Annotated in this window: 12 protein-coding genes and 1 tRNA gene; 8 read left to right on the top strand and 5 right to left on the bottom strand. The window is 36.8% G+C overall.

Annotation, left to right across the window (positions count from 1 at the left end; translation table 11 throughout):
- Window positions 1–146: 146 nt before the first annotated feature.
- Window positions 147–221, bottom strand: a tRNA-Glu gene (locus ACFIMK_RS00415).
- 1336 nt (window positions 222–1557) lie between these two features.
- On the opposite strand from ACFIMK_RS00415, the gene ACFIMK_RS00420 reads away from it, so the two are divergent.
- Window positions 1558–2874 carry a homoserine dehydrogenase gene (locus ACFIMK_RS00420; protein ID WP_375645814.1) on the top strand — a complete coding sequence of 439 codons (1317 nt, stop codon included), beginning with the start codon at window positions 1558–1560 and terminating at the stop codon, window positions 2872–2874.
- A 142-nt stretch (window positions 2875–3016) separates the two neighbouring features.
- Complete coding sequence (glpX, locus tag ACFIMK_RS00425; RefSeq protein WP_375617770.1) at window positions 3017–4003, top strand: class II fructose-bisphosphatase; 987 nt, start codon at window positions 3017–3019, stop codon at window positions 4001–4003.
- A 105-nt stretch (window positions 4004–4108) separates the two neighbouring features.
- On the opposite strand, the gene ACFIMK_RS00430 is transcribed toward glpX, so the two are convergent.
- Window positions 4109–5215: a branched-chain amino acid aminotransferase gene (locus ACFIMK_RS00430; protein WP_375627801.1), complete on the bottom strand. Its 1107-nt coding sequence runs from the start codon at window positions 5213–5215 to the stop codon at window positions 4109–4111.
- Between the two features lie 310 nt (window positions 5216–5525).
- On the opposite strand from ACFIMK_RS00430, the gene ACFIMK_RS00435 reads away from it, so the two are divergent.
- The gene (locus ACFIMK_RS00435; RefSeq protein ID WP_375611528.1) at window positions 5526–5801 is read left to right on the top strand and encodes a hypothetical protein; all 276 of its coding nucleotides are present in this window, start codon (window positions 5526–5528) and stop codon (window positions 5799–5801) included.
- Window positions 5802–5981: 180 nt separating this feature from the next.
- Here the strand turns inward: ACFIMK_RS00435 and ACFIMK_RS00440 are convergent, their stop codons facing one another.
- The 3 genes from ACFIMK_RS00440 to ACFIMK_RS00450 form a co-directional block, all read right to left on the bottom strand.
- Window positions 5982–8498, bottom strand: coding sequence for an SPOR domain-containing protein (locus tag ACFIMK_RS00440; RefSeq protein WP_375683061.1), 2517 nt, complete (start codon window positions 8496–8498; stop codon window positions 5982–5984).
- Window positions 8499–8649: 151 nt separating this feature from the next.
- Window positions 8650–10407 carry an arginine--tRNA ligase gene (gene argS, locus ACFIMK_RS00445; protein WP_375627798.1) on the bottom strand — a complete coding sequence of 586 codons (1758 nt, stop codon included), beginning with the start codon at window positions 10405–10407 and terminating at the stop codon, window positions 8650–8652.
- Window positions 10408–10437: 30 nt separating this feature from the next.
- Window positions 10438–11640 carry a deoxyguanosinetriphosphate triphosphohydrolase gene (locus ACFIMK_RS00450; protein ID WP_375638219.1) on the bottom strand — a complete coding sequence of 401 codons (1203 nt, stop codon included), beginning with the start codon at window positions 11638–11640 and terminating at the stop codon, window positions 10438–10440.
- 108 nt (window positions 11641–11748) lie between these two features.
- Here ACFIMK_RS00450 and ACFIMK_RS00455 point away from each other — a divergent pair, with 108 nt between their 5' ends.
- The 5 genes from ACFIMK_RS00455 to glmS all read left to right on the top strand — a co-directional run bounded on the left by ACFIMK_RS00455 (window position 11749) and on the right by glmS (window position 17296).
- Window positions 11749–12072: an iron-sulfur cluster assembly accessory protein gene (locus ACFIMK_RS00455; protein ID WP_273791197.1), complete on the top strand. Its 324-nt coding sequence runs from the start codon at window positions 11749–11751 to the stop codon at window positions 12070–12072.
- 39 nt (window positions 12073–12111) lie between these two features.
- Entirely contained in the window at window positions 12112–13101 is a 990-nt protein-coding gene (locus tag ACFIMK_RS00460; protein WP_375638218.1) for a carboxypeptidase regulatory-like domain-containing protein, read from the top strand.
- Window positions 13102–13146: 45 nt separating this feature from the next.
- Window positions 13147–13935: a cytochrome c biogenesis CcdA family protein gene (locus ACFIMK_RS00465; protein ID WP_375611585.1), complete on the top strand. Its 789-nt coding sequence runs from the start codon at window positions 13147–13149 to the stop codon at window positions 13933–13935.
- 14 nt (window positions 13936–13949) lie between these two features.
- Window positions 13950–15299 (top strand): bifunctional UDP-N-acetylglucosamine diphosphorylase/glucosamine-1-phosphate N-acetyltransferase GlmU, encoded by a 1350-nt coding sequence (gene glmU, locus ACFIMK_RS00470; protein WP_375638217.1) that lies wholly within the window; start codon window positions 13950–13952, stop codon window positions 15297–15299.
- Window positions 15300–15472: 173 nt separating this feature from the next.
- Entirely contained in the window at window positions 15473–17296 is a 1824-nt protein-coding gene (glmS, locus tag ACFIMK_RS00475) for a glutamine--fructose-6-phosphate transaminase (isomerizing) (RefSeq protein ID WP_375638216.1), read from the top strand.
- The last annotated feature ends 227 nt before the right edge of the window (window positions 17297–17523 follow it).

Raw genomic sequence — 17523 nt, forward strand, 5'->3', positions numbered from 1 at the left:
GAGATGATTAGCGAAGCGCAAAGAAAAGAAAATGCTACTGTTGTAGACAAATGTTAGAAAATCCTATTCCCTAACTTTTATCCACGTATCCCGTACTTTAAAAAAGATATATAAAATCAATAGATTATGTACAGAAAAAAGAAACATGGTACGCCCAAGGGGAATCGAACCCCTGTTTCCGCCGTGAAAGGGCGATGTCCTAACCGCTAGACGATGGGCGCAAACCAATGATGAGGCTTATAGAGAGGATCTTTTTACTTCGCAAGCCCTCTGTGTCATTTTTTTTGAAAAAAGTGTGTTTTATTGAATAATTTTTGAGCGCTTCCTGTTTAGATCATTTTATTTTCTAAGATTTTTTGTAGAAAAAATATAAAGTTATCATGATTGATAGAAAATTTTGATGTGGGTATCATCTCAGGGAATGATATTTTCAGTTTGAGGAGTAGGCAAAAATGATCAAAAACAGCATTTTTTATGTATTTATTTTTTGCATATTTTATCGCTTGTTATCTTTGCTCACCACATGAGAATATTATTTAACTTGCTTGAAAGAGCCTTTATACAGAAAGACTTCTCATTTGAGCTTATCATAAAGCAAAAACTGTATAATTTATGAAGTAGAAAGATAATATTTATTACAAAATTAACAAATAATACCAATTATACAAAAGTTTTTTTGAGGAGCAAGCCACAAATTCCTTTCAGTTTAACAAAATATAAAAAGATTCTTTATAATAAGAATATTAAGCAAATTTTACAGAATATATTAAAAATACTTTTCTTATCTTTACTTTTACAGGTTTGTAAGAAATTTAAAATTAAAACCCCTTCATTTGTTCCCTCACATATTGGGAAGGTTATTTATTTGGAAATGAATTAGTTTGGGTAAAGGGCAGATTGAGATTTTTGTCATTTCAATTCGCTAGTTTTTTAAAGAGGTGGCAATAAGTTGAGATAAAATATTCGAATTTTGCAAATTTATTTTCCATATTTATAATATTTTAGAATTATGGTGTGTGCATATTAAGTCTTGTGTTTTACTTTAATGTAAGGTTCTATTTTGATATATGAATGCGTTAAGATTTTTGCATTAAAGATTTATAGTTTAAGCTATGGAATGGTAGGAAGGAATGTGTTATTATTGACTGAACTACTTTATTTTATCCATTCTCTTAATTTATCATATGAAAGAATGTTTTTTGTTCCATATTTGTCGATTTAGAAGAGATATTTTTATTCTTTCTTACTAAGTCTTCAATATTCTTTAACTTGTTATTGATTATTTTTTAGAACTTTTCTTTATGGCAACTTGCATTTATCAGTTTTACAGATTTTCATTCTGAATTAAATATTTTATAAGATTCTGAAATCTTTGAAGACAATAAATATTATATTTTTAGGAATGTTGATTGAATAAGCGGGGATAATTCTATTGGAGAAAATAAAGTGAATAGAGCGGGATATTTCTTTTGTTCTTATGGATATAGATATTCTTTGTGTTGATTGGCACATCATTTAAACGATTCTTCAATGAAGATAGGGATCAGTGGTTAGAATATGGCAGAAGCTTTAAAAGTTGGCGTTGCGGGACTTGGTACAGTTGGTACTTCAGTTGTTCGAACTCTATTTGAAAAAGCGAATAGTTTAGCTTGTCAATGTGGGCGATTCATCAAAGTTGTTGCTGTTAGTGCGCGTGATAAAGGTCGCAATCGTGGAATTGATCTTAGTGGTATAAAATGGTTTGATTCACCTGTGGAGTTGGCTGCTTCTGATGAGATTGATGTTTTTGTAGAGTTAATTGGTGGTGAATTGGATGTGGTGTATACCGCTGTTAAGAGAGCGCTTGAGGCGGGACATCATGTTGTAACAGCCAATAAAGCTCTTCTTGCTCGACATGGAGTAGAGCTGGCTATAATTGCAGAAAAAAAAGGTGTGTTTCTTCATTTTGAAGCAGCTGTTGCAGGGGGGATTCCTGTTATCAAAGCGATGAGAGAATCACTTGTTAGTAATCGCATATCGCGAATTTATGGTATTCTCAATGGAACCTGTAATTATATATTAACACGTATGTTTACGGAAGGTCTTTCATTTAAAGATTGTTTAGCAGATGCACAGAGACTTGGGTATGCTGAAGCAGATCCAAGTTTTGATATTGAGGGAAATGATACTGCTCATAAATTAGCTTTGTTGACAAGCTTGGCATTTGGAACTGCTGTTTCGTTAGATGATGTTTATGTTGAAGGAATTCATAATATTTCGCAAATTGATATTCGAGCAGCTGATGAATTGGGGTATCGGATTAAGCTTTTAGGGGTTGCATTAAAAACGGATTCTGGAATAGAGCAACGCGTTCATCCAACAATGGTACCAACATCCTCAATGATTGCACAGATAAATGGTGTAACCAATGCTCTTTCTATTCAAAGTGATTTATTAGGTGAATTACTGTTTTCTGGTCCTGGCGCCGGAGGAAAGGCAACAGCATCAGCCGTTATTGGTGATTTGGCTGATATAGCAAAAGCACGTTCTGGTTTTCAGTATGCACCTGTTTTAAGACGTCCAGCATTAGAACTTGCTCCTCATAAAAAAGCACGTATTTCGCATCATGCAGGTGGTTATTTTATTCGTTTAAATGTTCATGATCGTACTGGCGTTTTTGCCGAGGTCGCAAGGCATATGGCTGATAATCACATCTCATTGGAGTCGATTGTTCAAAGATCTTTTGTAGAAGATCAAATTGAAAAAACAATTATTTTAATTACGCACGAAACAACAGAGGTGAATGTACGACAGGCACTTGCAGAAATTGAAAAAGATGGACATCTTGTTGCAAAATCTCAATTTATTCGTATTGAACCTATGGCAAAGAATTGATAACTTTCTTGATAATAAAAAAAGCACGCTTGAGTTCTTTTATCTCTTGTGGAAAATTTTCATCTTTGCCAAAAAACTTTATTCTTAGTATTTAATAAGGACTCATATTTTTTCTGGTATTCATTCGGTAGGATTTTTTCATATGCCCACAACTCAGAAGATTTTAAATGGACTTGATCGTATTTTGACGCTTGAATTGGTACGTGTTACTGAACGTGCTGCTGTTGCTGCTGCACGCTGGCGCGGACGTGGCGATGAAAAGGCAGCGGATCAAGCTGCTGTAGATGCAATGCGGCAGGAACTTAATCGATTGCCTATTGATGGTACAGTGGTGATTGGTGAAGGTGAGCGGGATGAAGCGCCTATGCTTTATATTGGAGAAAAAGTAGGTCTTCAAAGTGGATTGGCGATCGATATTGCACTTGATCCACTAGAGGGTACAACACTTTGTGCTAAAAATATTGCCAATTCTTTGGCAGTAGTTGCAATTGCTGAAAAGGGTAATCTCCTTTATGCCCCTGATGTTTATATGAACAAAATTGCTATTGGTCCTGGTTATCCAAAGGGAGTAGTCGATATAGATGCTTGTCCTACCGATAATATACATGCTCTTGCGAAGGCTAAAGGAGTGACTGTTAATCAGATTGTTGTTTGTATTATGGATAGACCTCGTCATGAAAAATTGGTTAATGAAGTACGAGCGACAGGGGCGTCGATTCGCTTGATTGGGGATGGAGATGTGGCTGCTGTTATTGATACAACTGATCCAGAAGAAACAGGTATTGATATCTATATGGGGATTGGTGGAGCACCTGAAGGTGTCTTAGCTTCTGCTGCTTTGCGCTGCATTGGAGGACAGATGCAAGGTCGTTTGCTGCTTGATACAGAAGAGAAAATTGCTCGTGCAGCTAAAATGGGGATTAGTGATCCCAATAAGGTTTATACAATGGAAGAAATGGCAAAGGGTGATGTTTTGTTTTCAGCAACAGGGGTGACAGATGGCAATATGCTTTCTGGTGTTAAATTTACATCTCGTTACATTCAAACGGAAACTCTCGTAATGCGCTCCCATACGGGTACAGTCCGTAATATTAAAGCAAAGCATAGAAATCATTCGAAATTTGATTAATGCTTTCTTTTTTGTCACTAAAAATAGAGGGAGTTTTTCTAGGAAAAACGCTTCCATGAATCTACTTTCATGGAAGCGTTTATAGATATGAGAATACCTTAAATATTATGAGATCTGGACAGAATGTACCCAGCCATTTTTATCTTCTATGTTCCCTTTTTGAATGCCAACCAATTGTGTACGAAGCTGCTTTGTAACTTCTCCAACTGTTTCATTTCCAATAATAAATTCTCCCCCTTTATATCTAAAACGACCAATTGATGTGATAACGGCAGCTGTACCACAAGCAAAGGCTTCTTTAAGGTGTCCACTCTTTGCATCTTCTTGAAGCGCTGTAAAAGAATAAGGACGCTCTTCTATTTTTAATCCCATTTGTTGAGCTAACCTTAAGATTGAATCACGGGTTATCCCTGGAAGGATAGTTCCATTAAGTGGGGGGGTTACAAGTGTATTATTGTCCATAATAAAGCAGACATTCATACCACCAAGTTCTTCAATCCATTTATGTTCAATCATATCAAGGAAGAGTACTTGGCTACAATTATTTTCAGTTGCAGTTTTTTGTGCCAGTAAGCTTGCTGCATAGTTTCCACCACATTTGGCAGCCCCTGTTCCTCTTGGACCGGCACGACTATAATCTGTTTCAATCCAGACGCTGACAGATTTTTCTTCTCCTTTGAAATAGGATTCAACTGGAGAGGCTATGACACAAAAAAGATATTCTTGAGAAGGGCGGACTCCCAAAAAGTTTTCATTGCCAAACATAAATGGACGGATATAGAGGCTAGCGTTGGGCTGATCAGAAACCCATTTTTGATCAATCTTTACTAATTGATGAACGGCATCCAGAAAAATATCTTTTGGCAATTCTGGCATAGCTAAACGTTGTGCTGATTCTATAAAGCGTTGTGCATTGGCATCAGGACGGAAGAGCAAGATGCGTCCATCTTTTGCACGATATGCTTTTAAACCCTCAAAAATTTCCTGTCCGTAATGTAAAACGGTACTTGCAGGGTTAATTTCTAAAGCTTTGTATTGAGAAATGACGGCATTGTGCCAGCCTTTGTCTTCAGTCCATTGAATAGTACACATGTGGTCTGTAAAAAATTGACCAAAACCGGGACTTTTTAAAATTTCTTCATATTTTTCTTCTGACAGAGGAGATGGGTGTTTTTCTATTTTAAAGGGAAGCGATGATATGGGAGATTTCATAAAAAACCTTTTGAGTATGTTTCATTTTTATTAATAAAAATAATGAAATATTTTGATTATAACTCTATTATTAACAAAACCTTTGTGTCAATGTTTTATTATAGAATACAAAGGGGTTTATTATAGAATTCAAAGGCTAGAGTAGGGTAGATATTTTAATTCTATCCTCGCTTCTTTTTCTCAACTTTATGAAGTAAGCTGGAACTTTTGTCTATAATTATCGTTTTCTCACAATAAGTATCTGAATAATTTCATATATGCATATTTTCTAGAAATTTAAAGGTAAGGGAATTGAGAAAAGGAATCCACTATGATTGATAAAAATTATCACACATATGAAGAACGTATGGCCGCAGAAAGAAGAGGTCGTGAACAACCTGTTTCAATCGCTAAGGGTATTTTTGCTATTCTTCTTGCGATGGTTATTATCTGGTTTATTTTTGGTTTTTTAGGATCTTTTTTTGCAAAATCTCCTGAACATAGTTCGCGTTATAATACCCCAGAAACAAGCCAAAGTGTAACAACGCCCAAAAAAGATTTAAATTCGCTTCCTCCTGTACCTTATACCTATAAGGGTACGGAGTAATTTTTTCGTAAATATAATCTTTTAGATAGGGCGAAAATCGACGTAGATTAAAGAATAAAGTCAGTGCAAACAGATAAGCGAAAAAGATAGGACGATTTTAATTTCTGAAGTTTTTGATAAGTAATTAAATGGTATGGAAATAAATAATGCAACGGTTGTTAAAACCGTTGCATTATTGGTTTAGCGTGTGATGAAGCAGCTTCCACCAGAACTTTTAATGGATTCACAAAGGATTATGGCTTCATTACGGTCTTGCGCTTGAAGCCGAACACGGTAATAAGTACCTTTTCCTGGTATAAAAGCGGATTGAATATTTAAAGAACGGGCACCGATAAGGAATCCAAATTTAGATTTCATATTTTTTAAAGAATTTCTAGCGAGCTCATACGTTGGTTGAGATGCAAGTTGTACGTAATAACTTTCTGAATTTTGTGCTGCGACTCTGTTTGGTGATATGGGGCGAGACGCGGCTGGTGTTTCAACTTGTGTATTTCTTTCTGCATGAGAAGGGATAGGGATAAATTTTTCTTCAATATTTGAGCTAGAATTATTTTCTGCGATTATTTTATCAATATTATTTTTGAGATCATGATCTCTTTCTTGGTCGTTTATATCAGAATCATGCGACGAAACAAGGGACGAATCTTGAAGTTCATTAGAAGTTTGATCAATGCTTTCTTCAGATTGAGCAGCAGTTTTGCTGTTTGTTTGATGCGCAGGGGCTAGTGTAACTGTACCATCTTGATTGACAATAACAGTTTGTACTTCTCGCATTGGAATAGTATGATTTATGGCTTCTGTGACTGCATCTTCAACATCAGATTCATTTAAAGACGATGAGGAAACGCTTGAAGATTCTTCAGGGTTTAATTCTTTTAAATTTTCAGGTTGTTCAGAGTTATCAATAAGAAATTGTTGTGTATTTTCTTGTTTCTCATTTTGTTCAGTTGTTTGTTTATAGATATCTAAATTATGTGCAACATCATTTTTCGTTTCAGTTGTTTCTGGTTTGAATTTAAAAGGCGTATTATCAGCGTGGATAATGACCGTTTCTTCATTTTTTTGTGATGGCATAAAAAAATGAGAATAACCAGCAAACCCAAGTCCTATTAAAATAAGTATAAAAAAACCTTTAATGAAAGTTTTACCAAAAATAAAACTTTTTAAGGGAGGAGGAGCTGATGGAGGTGTGGGAACCTCATCTGAGTTTGTGTATGATGAATTCTCGCTAAAAGAGGGAAAATTATATTCCATATTGGCAGAAGAAAAATAGTCGGAATTTTGTTCTTTAGAGTTTATATAAACACCTTCTTTTGAATTTTGCATAGACTGATGAAAAACTTCACTAAAAACCTCGTTTTTCTGTTTTTTTTGAGAAAAATTATCCGTTGGGACATTCCCTACATTGAGTACATCAGCAAATTCTTCTTCTAAACCACCATTAGTTGGCACATCATATTCTGGCGCTTCATACGGGACTTCTGGAACCATAATAGGACCAGTTTTTTCTACGATTTCCTCTGAAAATTTATAAGTATCAACATTGGGAGGGGGAGTATCTCTGTGCGTATAGTTATGGGCAAAAAAGCCATCCGTTTGTTTTGTATTTAAAGAGGGGGATGAGGAAAGAAACTCATCTAAATTATTTTCATTATATGAAATTTCTCTATTTGGGTTAGAGGCACCTTCGGCGTTATTGATGTATTGGGCTCGAGCCTCATCATATATCGGAACTTTTTCGCCATAAGTTTCTTGTTGTGAGGGGGGGTCTGCAAAAAAATGGGGATAATTGGTTGTATGATCTTCTTGTGAAGCTCCCTTTAAATAAGATTGTCTATCAACTGGTGGAGAATCTAAAGGTGAGGAGAAGGTACTTGTTGTTTGATTTCTTGCAGTGTTTTGTCTTTCTGACACAAGATTAGAAGATGAGAAAAACTCATTTTCCTCTGTAGAAGAGGAGACATCAGGATAATCTTTTTTAATCCAATTTTCTTGATCAGCTGAAATTTTATAGGGATGGTTTATAGGAGTGTCATAGAGGTTTTGATTGTCCTCATAAGTTTTTTGTATATTCGTAGTCTCAGGTTGTTGTGAATTTATTTGTGAAAAACGATTGGTTTGTTCAACATCTTCTGGCGTCTCTCTCTTATTTTCGTGCCTTTCAGATTTATCAAAAAAGAAATTTTCTGATTCTGATTGTGACATAAGATTACTTTTTTCAAGAAAAGGATCAGCATTGGTTGCTGTTTTTTTCTGTTGATGTGATTGATTCTTTGGGATTGGTAATGGAGAAAGCTCATCTAAAATTTGTTCTTCATCATGACTGCTAGGTGAAGAATATTTCTCTTCAGATAAATTATTTTGTTTTGAATGGTTGAAAGAAGAAGATTGTGCAATATCTGAGGCTGTTGCGTTGCTGGTTGCATGCAAGTCCCATTGTTTTTTTTGATCATCAAACGGTAAGTCATGTGCTAAATTTTTTTCAAGTTCCTCTTCTAGAAAGGAGAAATCAAAATCATCATCATGGGATGATGTTTCGGGGTGAGATGTTGATCGTTCTGTTTTTAAAGACGATTGCTCATTTTGGTTTCCGCTTTGTTTGTGCGGATTAAAAATGCGCGTAAGCCTTTCTAAAGGATCATGGTGTTCATGATCGTGTTTTGTTTCGTGTAGATTTTTGCGATCGTTATCGCTCATAGCTTTTCTCACATGATGGTTTGCACTTACGTGCAATCAATGGTTGATTTTGATTTGTTATATTAAAATTATAAATTTTCCCCCTCTCATGCAAGGATACATGAAAAAGTTTATCAATAGAGTACCTATTGTATGTATTTATAGAACTTTTTCAACGCATTTCTATGGGTGCTTCGACTCCTATGATGGTAAGCCCTGATGATAAAATATTGATAACAGCTTGTATCAATCCTAATCTTGCAAAGGATAACTCTTTATCATCAGGTTGAATAAAGCGTAAATTGAGATTTTCACTCCCTTTATTCCAATGGGTGTGAAAGCTGGAGGCAAGGTCATAAAGGTAAAACGCTAATCGATGCGGTTCTTTATGAATTACGGCCTGTTCAATGATACGTGGATATTCAGAAAGTTTGCGTATTAACAATATTTCATGGTCATCTGTTAATCGATGAAGATGGGCAATCAATGTATTATTTGAAAAGCTTTTAATATGAAGCGCTTCTTGTGCTTGACGAAAGACTGAGTGACAACGTGCACTTGCATATTGTACGTAAAAGATGGGGTTATCTTTTGATTGTTCTGTTACTTTTGCAAAATCAAAATCAAGAGGTGCTTCACACTTACGGTATAGCATCATAAAACGCACAGGATCACGCCCAACCTCTTCGACAACATCCCGTAGAGTGACAAAAGATCCTGCTCTTTTTGACATGCGTACAGGATGACCGTTGCGAAAAAGTTTTACCAATTGACACAAGAAGACACTTAATTTAGCTTTATCCCCAGAAATTGCTTTTGCCATTGCCTCTAGCCGCTTTACATAGCCCGCATGGTCTGCGCCTAGAATATAAATCATTTCATCAAAATGACGATTAAATTTATCCCGAAAATAAGCAACATCAGCAGCAAAATAAGTGTAAGAACCGTCAGATTTGACTAAAACACGGTCTTGGTCATCACCGACATTTGTTGAACGGAACAAAGTTTGTTCGCTTGGTTCCCAGTCTTCTGTATTTTGTCCTTTGGGAGGGGGGAGTTTTCCTTTGTAGATATAACCATTTAAAGTGAGGTCGTTGATGGTGTTACGAATGGCGCGTGCATTATCTGCATAAAGCATTCGCTCAGAGAAAAAGATATCATGATAAATATTAAGAGCAGCCAAATCTTCGCGAATCATGGACATCATTGCATGAATTGCACGTTCTTTCACAAGAGATAAGGCTTCATCTTTATCCATCGTGAGGAGTTGGTCACCAAACTCTTGAGCAAGCGATTGACCCAATGGTATCAAGTATTCTCCAGGATAGAGTCCTTCTGGAATTTCATTAATTTCTTGCCCAAGAGCTTCACGATAGCGCAATAGTACCGAATGGGCGAGGACTTCGATTTGTTGACCCGCATCATTGATATAATACTCTTTTGTAATGTTATAGCCCGTAAATTGTAGCAAATTGGAGAGAACATCCCCAACAACTGCTCCGCGGCAGTGTCCTACATGCATTGGTCCAGTGGGATTTGCTGAGACATATTCAACATTGACGCATTTTCCTTGTCCCATTGGAATACGACCATAAGAAGTGCCTAATTCAAGCATAGATTTTATAGCATCTTGCCAAAATAATTTTGTAAGCTTTATGTTTATAAAACCAGGACCGGCAACATCTATATTTTCGATAGAGGAATCATTTTTAAGAAGTTCTATGATTTTATCTGCAAGTGCACGTGGATTGATTCCAATAGATTTTGCAAGCACCATAGCAGCATTGGTTGATAAATGACCGTGGGAGGAATCACGCGGAGGATCAACAGTGATTTTTGATAAATCTAGATCTTCTCCATTTTTTCCTTTTATATCAGATAATTCAATTGATCTCTTAATTTTTTTTTCGAAGTTTTTAAAGATATTCATATTTAGCTTCCATGATGATGCCAAAAGCCATTAAACGAAATTATCTGTATGGTCAAATAAACGCTGATATTCACGTAGAGCGTAGTGATCCGTCATGCCTGAAAGAAAGTCAGCAATCAAACGTGCTAACTCTTGATTTTTTAAGTGCACTGTTTTGCTCTGCCAACTTTCAGGCATTGTATTTGGATTTTCATAATAACAATTGAATAATTTTTGTACAATGCATTTTGCTGCATTGCGACGACTAAGAACTTGTTCATGGTAGTAAAGATTTTTAAATAAAAAGTTTTTTAGTTCTTTTTCATAAACGGTCATTGTCGGTGAAAAGGTGACAATGGTTTGTTTTGCTTGGTGAATATCGTTTATGCTTGTTGGTTTGATGCGTGCTAAATTTTCTTGTGATTGTTTGATAACATCTTCAACCATGGTTGTTATTTGTCTTCGTACAAGTGTGTAACCGCGACGCGCTTGGTCGAGGTGGGGATGCTCATCTGTTATATCTTTTAATATTGCTGCTGTTAGTGGAACATGTTCAAATTGATCGAGTGTTAAAAATTGCGAACGTAGACCATCATCAATATCATGCGCATTGTATGCGATATCATCTGCAATAGCAGCACATTGCGCTTCTAGCCCTGCAAAACAATCGAGTGCAAGGTCTTGCTTTGCATTGTATTGTAAAATATCGATAGGAACCTCCTTATTCTTTGCGTGAGGACCTAAAAGGGGACCATTATGCTTTACAAGTCCTTCGAGGGTTTCCCATGTAAGGTTAAGTCCATCAAAATTTGCATAGCGCTGTTCTAGTTTTGTTACAATGCGTAATGCTTGTGCATTATGATCAAAGCCGCCATAAAGTACCATGGCTTCATTAAGAGCATCTTCTCCTGCATGGCCAAAGGGTGTGTGTCCAAAGTCGTGAACAAGGGCAATGGCTTCGGCAAGGTCTTCATCAAGACACAGGGCACGGGCTAATGTTCTTGCAATTTGAGAAACCTCTATGGAATGGGTTAGGCGAGTACGGTAATGATCGCTTTCATCAGCAATAAACACTTGCGTTTTATGTTTAAGACGTCGAAATGCATTAGAATGGATAATACGATCTCTATCTCGTTGAAAAGGTGAGCGTGTGGTGCTCATCGTTTCATGGTATAATCGACCACGGCTTGTTTGTGGATGAGCACTGTATACTGCTCGAGATTGGTAATTGAAGTTGATATTGCCTATATCCATTGCAAGCTGTCTATTATCATCTTAAAATTGAGAGTGGTTTATGAGAAATAAACTGCTCTTTGAGTGTAGGATACTCTTTCTTGATGGTTTAATGCAAGGATATATAAAATGAATGTGAAAATTTCAGATGTTGCTGCCAAAAAAATTGCACAGATACTTTTGCGTGAACCCGATAAAATAGCATTACGTATTTCTGTTGAAGGTGGTGGGTGTTCTGGTTTTTCTTATAAATATGACTTGGTTTCTGAAATGTGTGAAGATGACCTCGTTCTCAAAAAAGACGGGGCAGTTGTGTTTATTGATTTACTATCACTTCCTTTTATGGAAGGAGCTGAGATTGATTTTGTTGATGATCTTATGGGGCAGTCTTTTCAAATCCACAATCCCAATGCTGTTTCATCATGTGGTTGTGGTGTAAGTTTCTCAATTTAAAATGATGGCTGTGTGATATTGTTTCTTGAAAAAAAGATCATGTTGATCAACAATGCAAAAATGGGTATTCTTATAAAAATAGTGCACCGATGTGTATGGTTGTGCGTGGCGCTTTCTTTATTGACTTGGAGCCACTGTGCTTTTTCTGAAGCAGGAGAAGGGCAAGATCAGCAGCAGAGACAATCAAGGAGTTTTATTGTAAAGACTCAAAAGCAGGAGAACGAAAACTTAGCATCTCAAACACAACTCATTTTGAATGCTCGATTAACAAATAGTCATCCGGATATTGAAAAAGGGCTTGTCTGGCGGGTTTATGCTCCTATTCTAGGGATTGATAATAAGTTACCATTAGTGGCAACCTATAAGGGGGGAAGTGCACGTTTTGATCTCGAACCAGGAAATTATCTTGTTCATGTCTCATTTGGTCATATGAGTGCTGTGCGCCATATTCGTTTAGAAAATGGGCAGAGTCTTGTAAAAAACTTTAATCTTGAGGCTGGTGGTGTCATTTTAAATGCAACACTGCTCAATGGCGTAATGAATGAAAAGGAACTCCGTTTTACCATTTATGAGGATGAAAAAGAAAATGATGATACGGGAGTAATTATATCAAATGTTAAACCCCAATCAGTTGTGCGTTTAAAAGCTGGCCGCTACCATGTTGCTTCCCATTATGGTTCTATTAATGCGACGGCTCGTTCGGATATTCAAGTGGATGCGGGTAAAATAACAGAAGTTACTCTTGAACATCAGGCCGCTCAGATTGTCTTAAAGCTGGTGCGACAAGAAAGAGGAGAAGCGCTTGCAGATACAAGTTGGTCTCTTGCCAATGATTCTGGTGATATCGTTTATGAAACAGTAGGTGCGTATGTTTCACTCGTGTTAGCGGAGGGAGAGTATATTGCAATTGCTAAAAATAAAGATAAAATCTATCAAAAAGTTTTTTCAGTCGTTTCTGGTCATGATGAAGATATAAGTGTGATAGCGAATGAAGAAAATATGCAGCGAGTTGATGAAGATGTGGATTGATTGTTGTTCATGGGGGGGTAAACTACGATGAAAGACGGGGTATGAATTTTGATTGAAATTTCAACAGTTGGTGTGTTTTTTGCTGGGGCACTCTCTTTTTTGTCACCATGCGTTTTGCCGTTAGTTCCTCCTTATTTGTGCTATATGGCAGGGGTTGGTATTGATGATTTTCGTTCAGAAAAGCCTGATGAGAAAGTCTTTATCCGGTGGGCTTTATTATCTTCTGTTATTGCTTTTGTTCTTGGGTTTACGACTGTTTTTGTTGCTTTAGGTGCCAGTGCTAGTACAATTGGGAAATTCATCGGTTATTATCGTGATTGGTTTGCTCTTGCTGCTGGAATTGTCATTATTATTTTTGGTTTAAATTTTTTGGGGATTTTCAAGATCGCTTTTTTATTTCGTGAGGCGCGTTTTCAGACCCAAAAAACACCTGCTGGTCCTTTAGGCGCGTATATTATCGGTTTAGCTTTTGCCTTTGGTTGGACACCGTGTATTGGCCCTATTTTAGGTCCTATTATAACGCTTGCTGGAACAAAAGAAACTGTGGGAGAGGGAGCTGTTCTCTTAGCGGTTTATGCATTAGGTCTTGCTATTCCTTTTATGTTAGCAGCTTTATTTTCGAGCAGTTTTATGCGATTTTTAGGAGCTTTTCGTATTCATTTAGGAAAAGTTGAAAAAATCATTGGTGTTTTTCTTATTCTTACAGGGATTTTGTTTTTAACAGGTTCTATGCAGGATCTTTCATTTTGGCTTTTAGAACATTATCCTTCGTTGAGTTATATTGAAGATATTCGTTGGCACAATATTATGATTTTTTTTGGATTTTCTCGTTAGTCTTATGTGTTTTTATGGTTAGAAGTTGTCTTTCTATTGTTCTTGCCGCAGGTGAGGGGACGCGCATGAAATCGTCTCTGCCTAAGGTACTTCATAAAATTGCTGGATTGCCTCTTATATGCCATGTTCTAAAAAAAATAGAATTGGCAGGCTCTTCACAATTAGCGGTTGTTGTGGGATATGGTGCTAAGGAGGTTACGCACGTTGTTCAGTCATTTGTAAAAGATGTAATGATTTTTGAACAAAAAGAGCGTTTAGGAACTGCTCATGCTGTTTTGTCTGCTCGTTTAGCTTTGCAAAAGGAGGTGGATGATGTGCTCATTGTTTTTGGGGATACTCCTCTCATTCAGCAAGATTCATTGCACCAAATGCGTGCACAGCTTGCTGATGGAGCAGATGTTGTTTTTGCAGGTTTTCATACCAAACATCCAACAGGTTATGGGCGTCTTCTCGAGAAAAATGGTCAATTGATTGCAATTGTAGAAGAAAAAGACGCTAGCGATGAAGAAAAAAAGATTTCTTTTTGTAACGGTGGAATACTCGCTATGCGTGGAAAACATGCACTTTCTCTTTTAGAGAAAGTTGGTAATAATAATGTGAAAAAAGAATATTACTTAACAGATATTGCTTCTCTTGCAACACGCGAAGGATTAGATGTGCGTGTTGTTGAAGTTCCTTTTGAAGATATTGTAGGAATTAACAACGGTCTTGAGCTTTCTGAGGCTGATTCTTTGTGGCAAAAACGTAAAGCGCGCGATTTAATGTTATCGGGTGTTACACTCTTAAAGCCAGAAACACTCTATTTTTCTTATGATACAGAAATTGCACCAGGGGTGGTGATAGAACCAAATGTTTATTTTGGGTTAAACGTAAAAGTACAATCTGGTGCGGTTATTCATGCATTTAGTTATCTCGAAGGTGCTGTGGTTGGTAGAGATGCACAGATTGGTCCCTATGCACGTTTGCGTCCTGGAACAGAGTTGGCAAAGTCCGTAAAGATTGGAAATTTTTGTGAAGTCAAACAAGCTAAGGTAGGAGAATCTTCTAAAATCAATCATTTAAGTTATATTGGTGATGCCGAAATTGGTGCACATACCAATATTGGAGCCGGTACGATTACTTGCAATTATGATGGATTTAACAAATATAAAACCATGATTGGTGATCATGCTTTTGTTGGGTCTAATACGGCACTTGTTTCCCCATTGGTAATAGGGGATGGCTCTTATGTTGCTTCAGGAAGTGTTATTACTGAAAATATTCCTATGAACAGTATGGCTTTTGGGCGTGCACGACAGGTTATAAAAGAGGGCTATGCGACAAAATTTCGAGAGCGTTTGTTAGAAAAAAAACAGAAAAAATGATTATTTTCAGCTTATTCTTTTGTTTCGTGTTAATCTAACGATGGATGGAAGATTTATTCTTAAAGATTGCCGTATTCCATGTTTGAATTATTTTTATTATTTATAGTTTTAAATAAAGGCTGTTGGATTGTTTTGTAAAATTTGAATCTTAAGATGTGGGTTGGAGCTTTTTAATGTGTGGAATTATTGGAGTTCTTGGAAAGAGGTGTGTTACGTCCTCTTTGGTTGAGGGGTTAAAACGTCTTGAATATAGAGGGTATGATTCATCTGGGGTGGCAACGGTCCATAATGGGCATCTTTATCGTGTACGTGCTGAGGGGAAGCTTGTTCATTTAGAAGAAAAATTAAAAAAAACACCTCTGGAGGGAAGTTTAGGGATTGGTCATACCCGTTGGGCTACGCATGGAATTGCTGTTGAACGCAATGCGCATCCCCATGTGACTGAAAAGCTTGCGATTGTTCATAATGGTATTATTGAAAATTTTGTAGAACTGCAAAAGGAACTCATAGAGGATGGTTGTATCTTTGAAACAGAGACGGATACGGAAGTTATTGCACATTTAATAACGCGTGCATTAAAAGATGGTCTTTCTCCGCAAGAAGCCATACGTACCAGTTGGAAAAGGCTGCAGGGGGCTTTTGCTATTGCTCTTATTTTCGAAGGTGAAGATAACCTTATGATTGCGGCTTGTTCTGGTCCACCTCTGGCAATTGGTTATGGAAAAGATGAATTTTTTGTGGGGTCAGATGCCATAGCTTTGGCACCATTCGTTGATTATATTAGCTATATGGAAGATGGGGATTGGGCTGTTCTCACACGGGAAGGTGTTACAATTTATGATGCTAATAATCAACCGGTAAAACGTCCTGTGACGACATTACTTGAAGGGGCTTTATTGATTTCTAAGGGTAATCATCGTCATTTTATGCACAAGGAAATGTTTGAACAACCTGAAGTGATTTCTCATAATTTGGCGCATTATCTTGATCTTGGAAATTATGCGGTTCGACCGCTTGAGAATTTGATTGATTGGAAAAATATTCATCGGCTTCTTTTTGCGAGTTGTGGAACGGCATATTATTCAACCTTAGTTGCGCGCTATTGGTTTGAGAAATTTGCCGCTTTAAGTGTTGATAATGATGTTGCTTCCGAGTTTCGTTATCGTGAACCTCCTATAACGTCTGATGTGTTATCGCTGTTTGTTTCTCAATCTGGTGAGACAGCTGATACATTGGCTTCTTTGCGTTATTGTCGTGAGCGGGGTGTAAAAACAGCAACAATTGTGAATGTAGAGCAATCAACAATGGCAAGGGAGGCTGATTTTATTCTCCCAACACTTGCCGGACCGGAAATAGGTGTTGCTTCAACAAAAGCTTTTACCTGTCAATTGGCAACGCTTGCTTCACTCGCTCTTAGTGCGGCTAAACAACGTGGCTATCTCTCGGCTCAAATAGAAAAGCAACTGGTTCGACAGTTGGCAGAAGTTCCACGTATTTTAAATGAGGTCTTAAAATTAGAGAGAAAAATTGAATGTATTTGTCGTGATTTGGTGAATGCAAAAAGTGTTCTTTATCTGGGACGTGGAACTTCTTATCCGATTGCTTTGGAGGGAGCTCTTAAACTGAAAGAGCTTTCTTATATTCATGCTGAAGGTTATGCGGCAGGTGAATTAAAGCATGGACCAATTGCTCTGGTGGATGAGACAATACCCGTTATTGTTGTTGCACCTTATGATCGGTGGTTTGAAAAAACTTTTTCTAATATGCAAGAAGTGGTAGCGCGTAATGGTCGTATTATTTTAATAACCGATAAAAAGGGAGCAGAAGTAGCTTGTCTTAAGACTTTATCAACGATCACTTTGCCAGATGTTCCAGAATTTATTTCTCCTATTATTTATGCACTCCCTGTTCAGTTAATCGCTTATCATACGGCTGTTTTATTAGGAACAGATGTTGATCAACCCCGTAATTTAGCAAAATCAGTCACGGTTGAATAAAAGTATATTTCTGAATCTTTTGGAGAATAATCAAGTGTAAGAAATTGATTTATAATGAAACTTATTTTTTCATTTTTCTCTGTTGAACGAGAATACTGAAGAAAGGTTTTTTATTCCTAAATCCTTTACGATAAAACGAAAAATATTTTCTTACCTATCAAAAAATAGATCAGTTATGTGAATATAATGGTAAAAAAAGACGCAATATTGCTTCTACTGTTTTAATG

Source organism: Bartonella sp. AP280QHHD, assembly GCF_042196125.1.
GTDB lineage: Bacteria > Pseudomonadota > Alphaproteobacteria > Rhizobiales > Rhizobiaceae > Bartonella.

Excerpts from the sequence above, each read along its gene's own strand:
- ACFIMK_RS00440 (WP_375683061.1), bottom strand. The coding sequence starts at position 8,498 with ATGAGCGATAACGATCGCAAAAATCTACACGAAACAAAACACGATCAT.
- glmU (WP_375638217.1), top strand. The coding sequence starts at position 13,950 with ATGGTTAGAAGTTGTCTTTCTATTGTTCTTGCCGCAGGTGAGGGGACG.
- glpX (WP_375617770.1), top strand. The coding sequence starts at position 3,017 with ATGCCCACAACTCAGAAGATTTTAAATGGACTTGATCGTATTTTGACG.
- glmS (WP_375638216.1), top strand. The coding sequence starts at position 15,473 with ATGTGTGGAATTATTGGAGTTCTTGGAAAGAGGTGTGTTACGTCCTCT.
- argS (WP_375627798.1), bottom strand. The coding sequence starts at position 10,407 with ATGAATATCTTTAAAAACTTCGAAAAAAAAATTAAGAGATCAATTGAA.
- ACFIMK_RS00435 (WP_375611528.1), top strand. The coding sequence starts at position 5,526 with ATGATTGATAAAAATTATCACACATATGAAGAACGTATGGCCGCAGAA.
- ACFIMK_RS00460 (WP_375638218.1), top strand. The coding sequence starts at position 12,112 with ATGTTGATCAACAATGCAAAAATGGGTATTCTTATAAAAATAGTGCAC.
- ACFIMK_RS00430 (WP_375627801.1), bottom strand. The coding sequence starts at position 5,215 with ATGAAATCTCCCATATCATCGCTTCCCTTTAAAATAGAAAAACACCCA.
- ACFIMK_RS00450 (WP_375638219.1), bottom strand. The coding sequence starts at position 11,640 with ATGGATATAGGCAATATCAACTTCAATTACCAATCTCGAGCAGTATAC.
- ACFIMK_RS00420 (WP_375645814.1), top strand. The coding sequence starts at position 1,558 with ATGGCAGAAGCTTTAAAAGTTGGCGTTGCGGGACTTGGTACAGTTGGT.
- ACFIMK_RS00455 (WP_273791197.1), top strand. The coding sequence starts at position 11,749 with ATGAATGTGAAAATTTCAGATGTTGCTGCCAAAAAAATTGCACAGATA.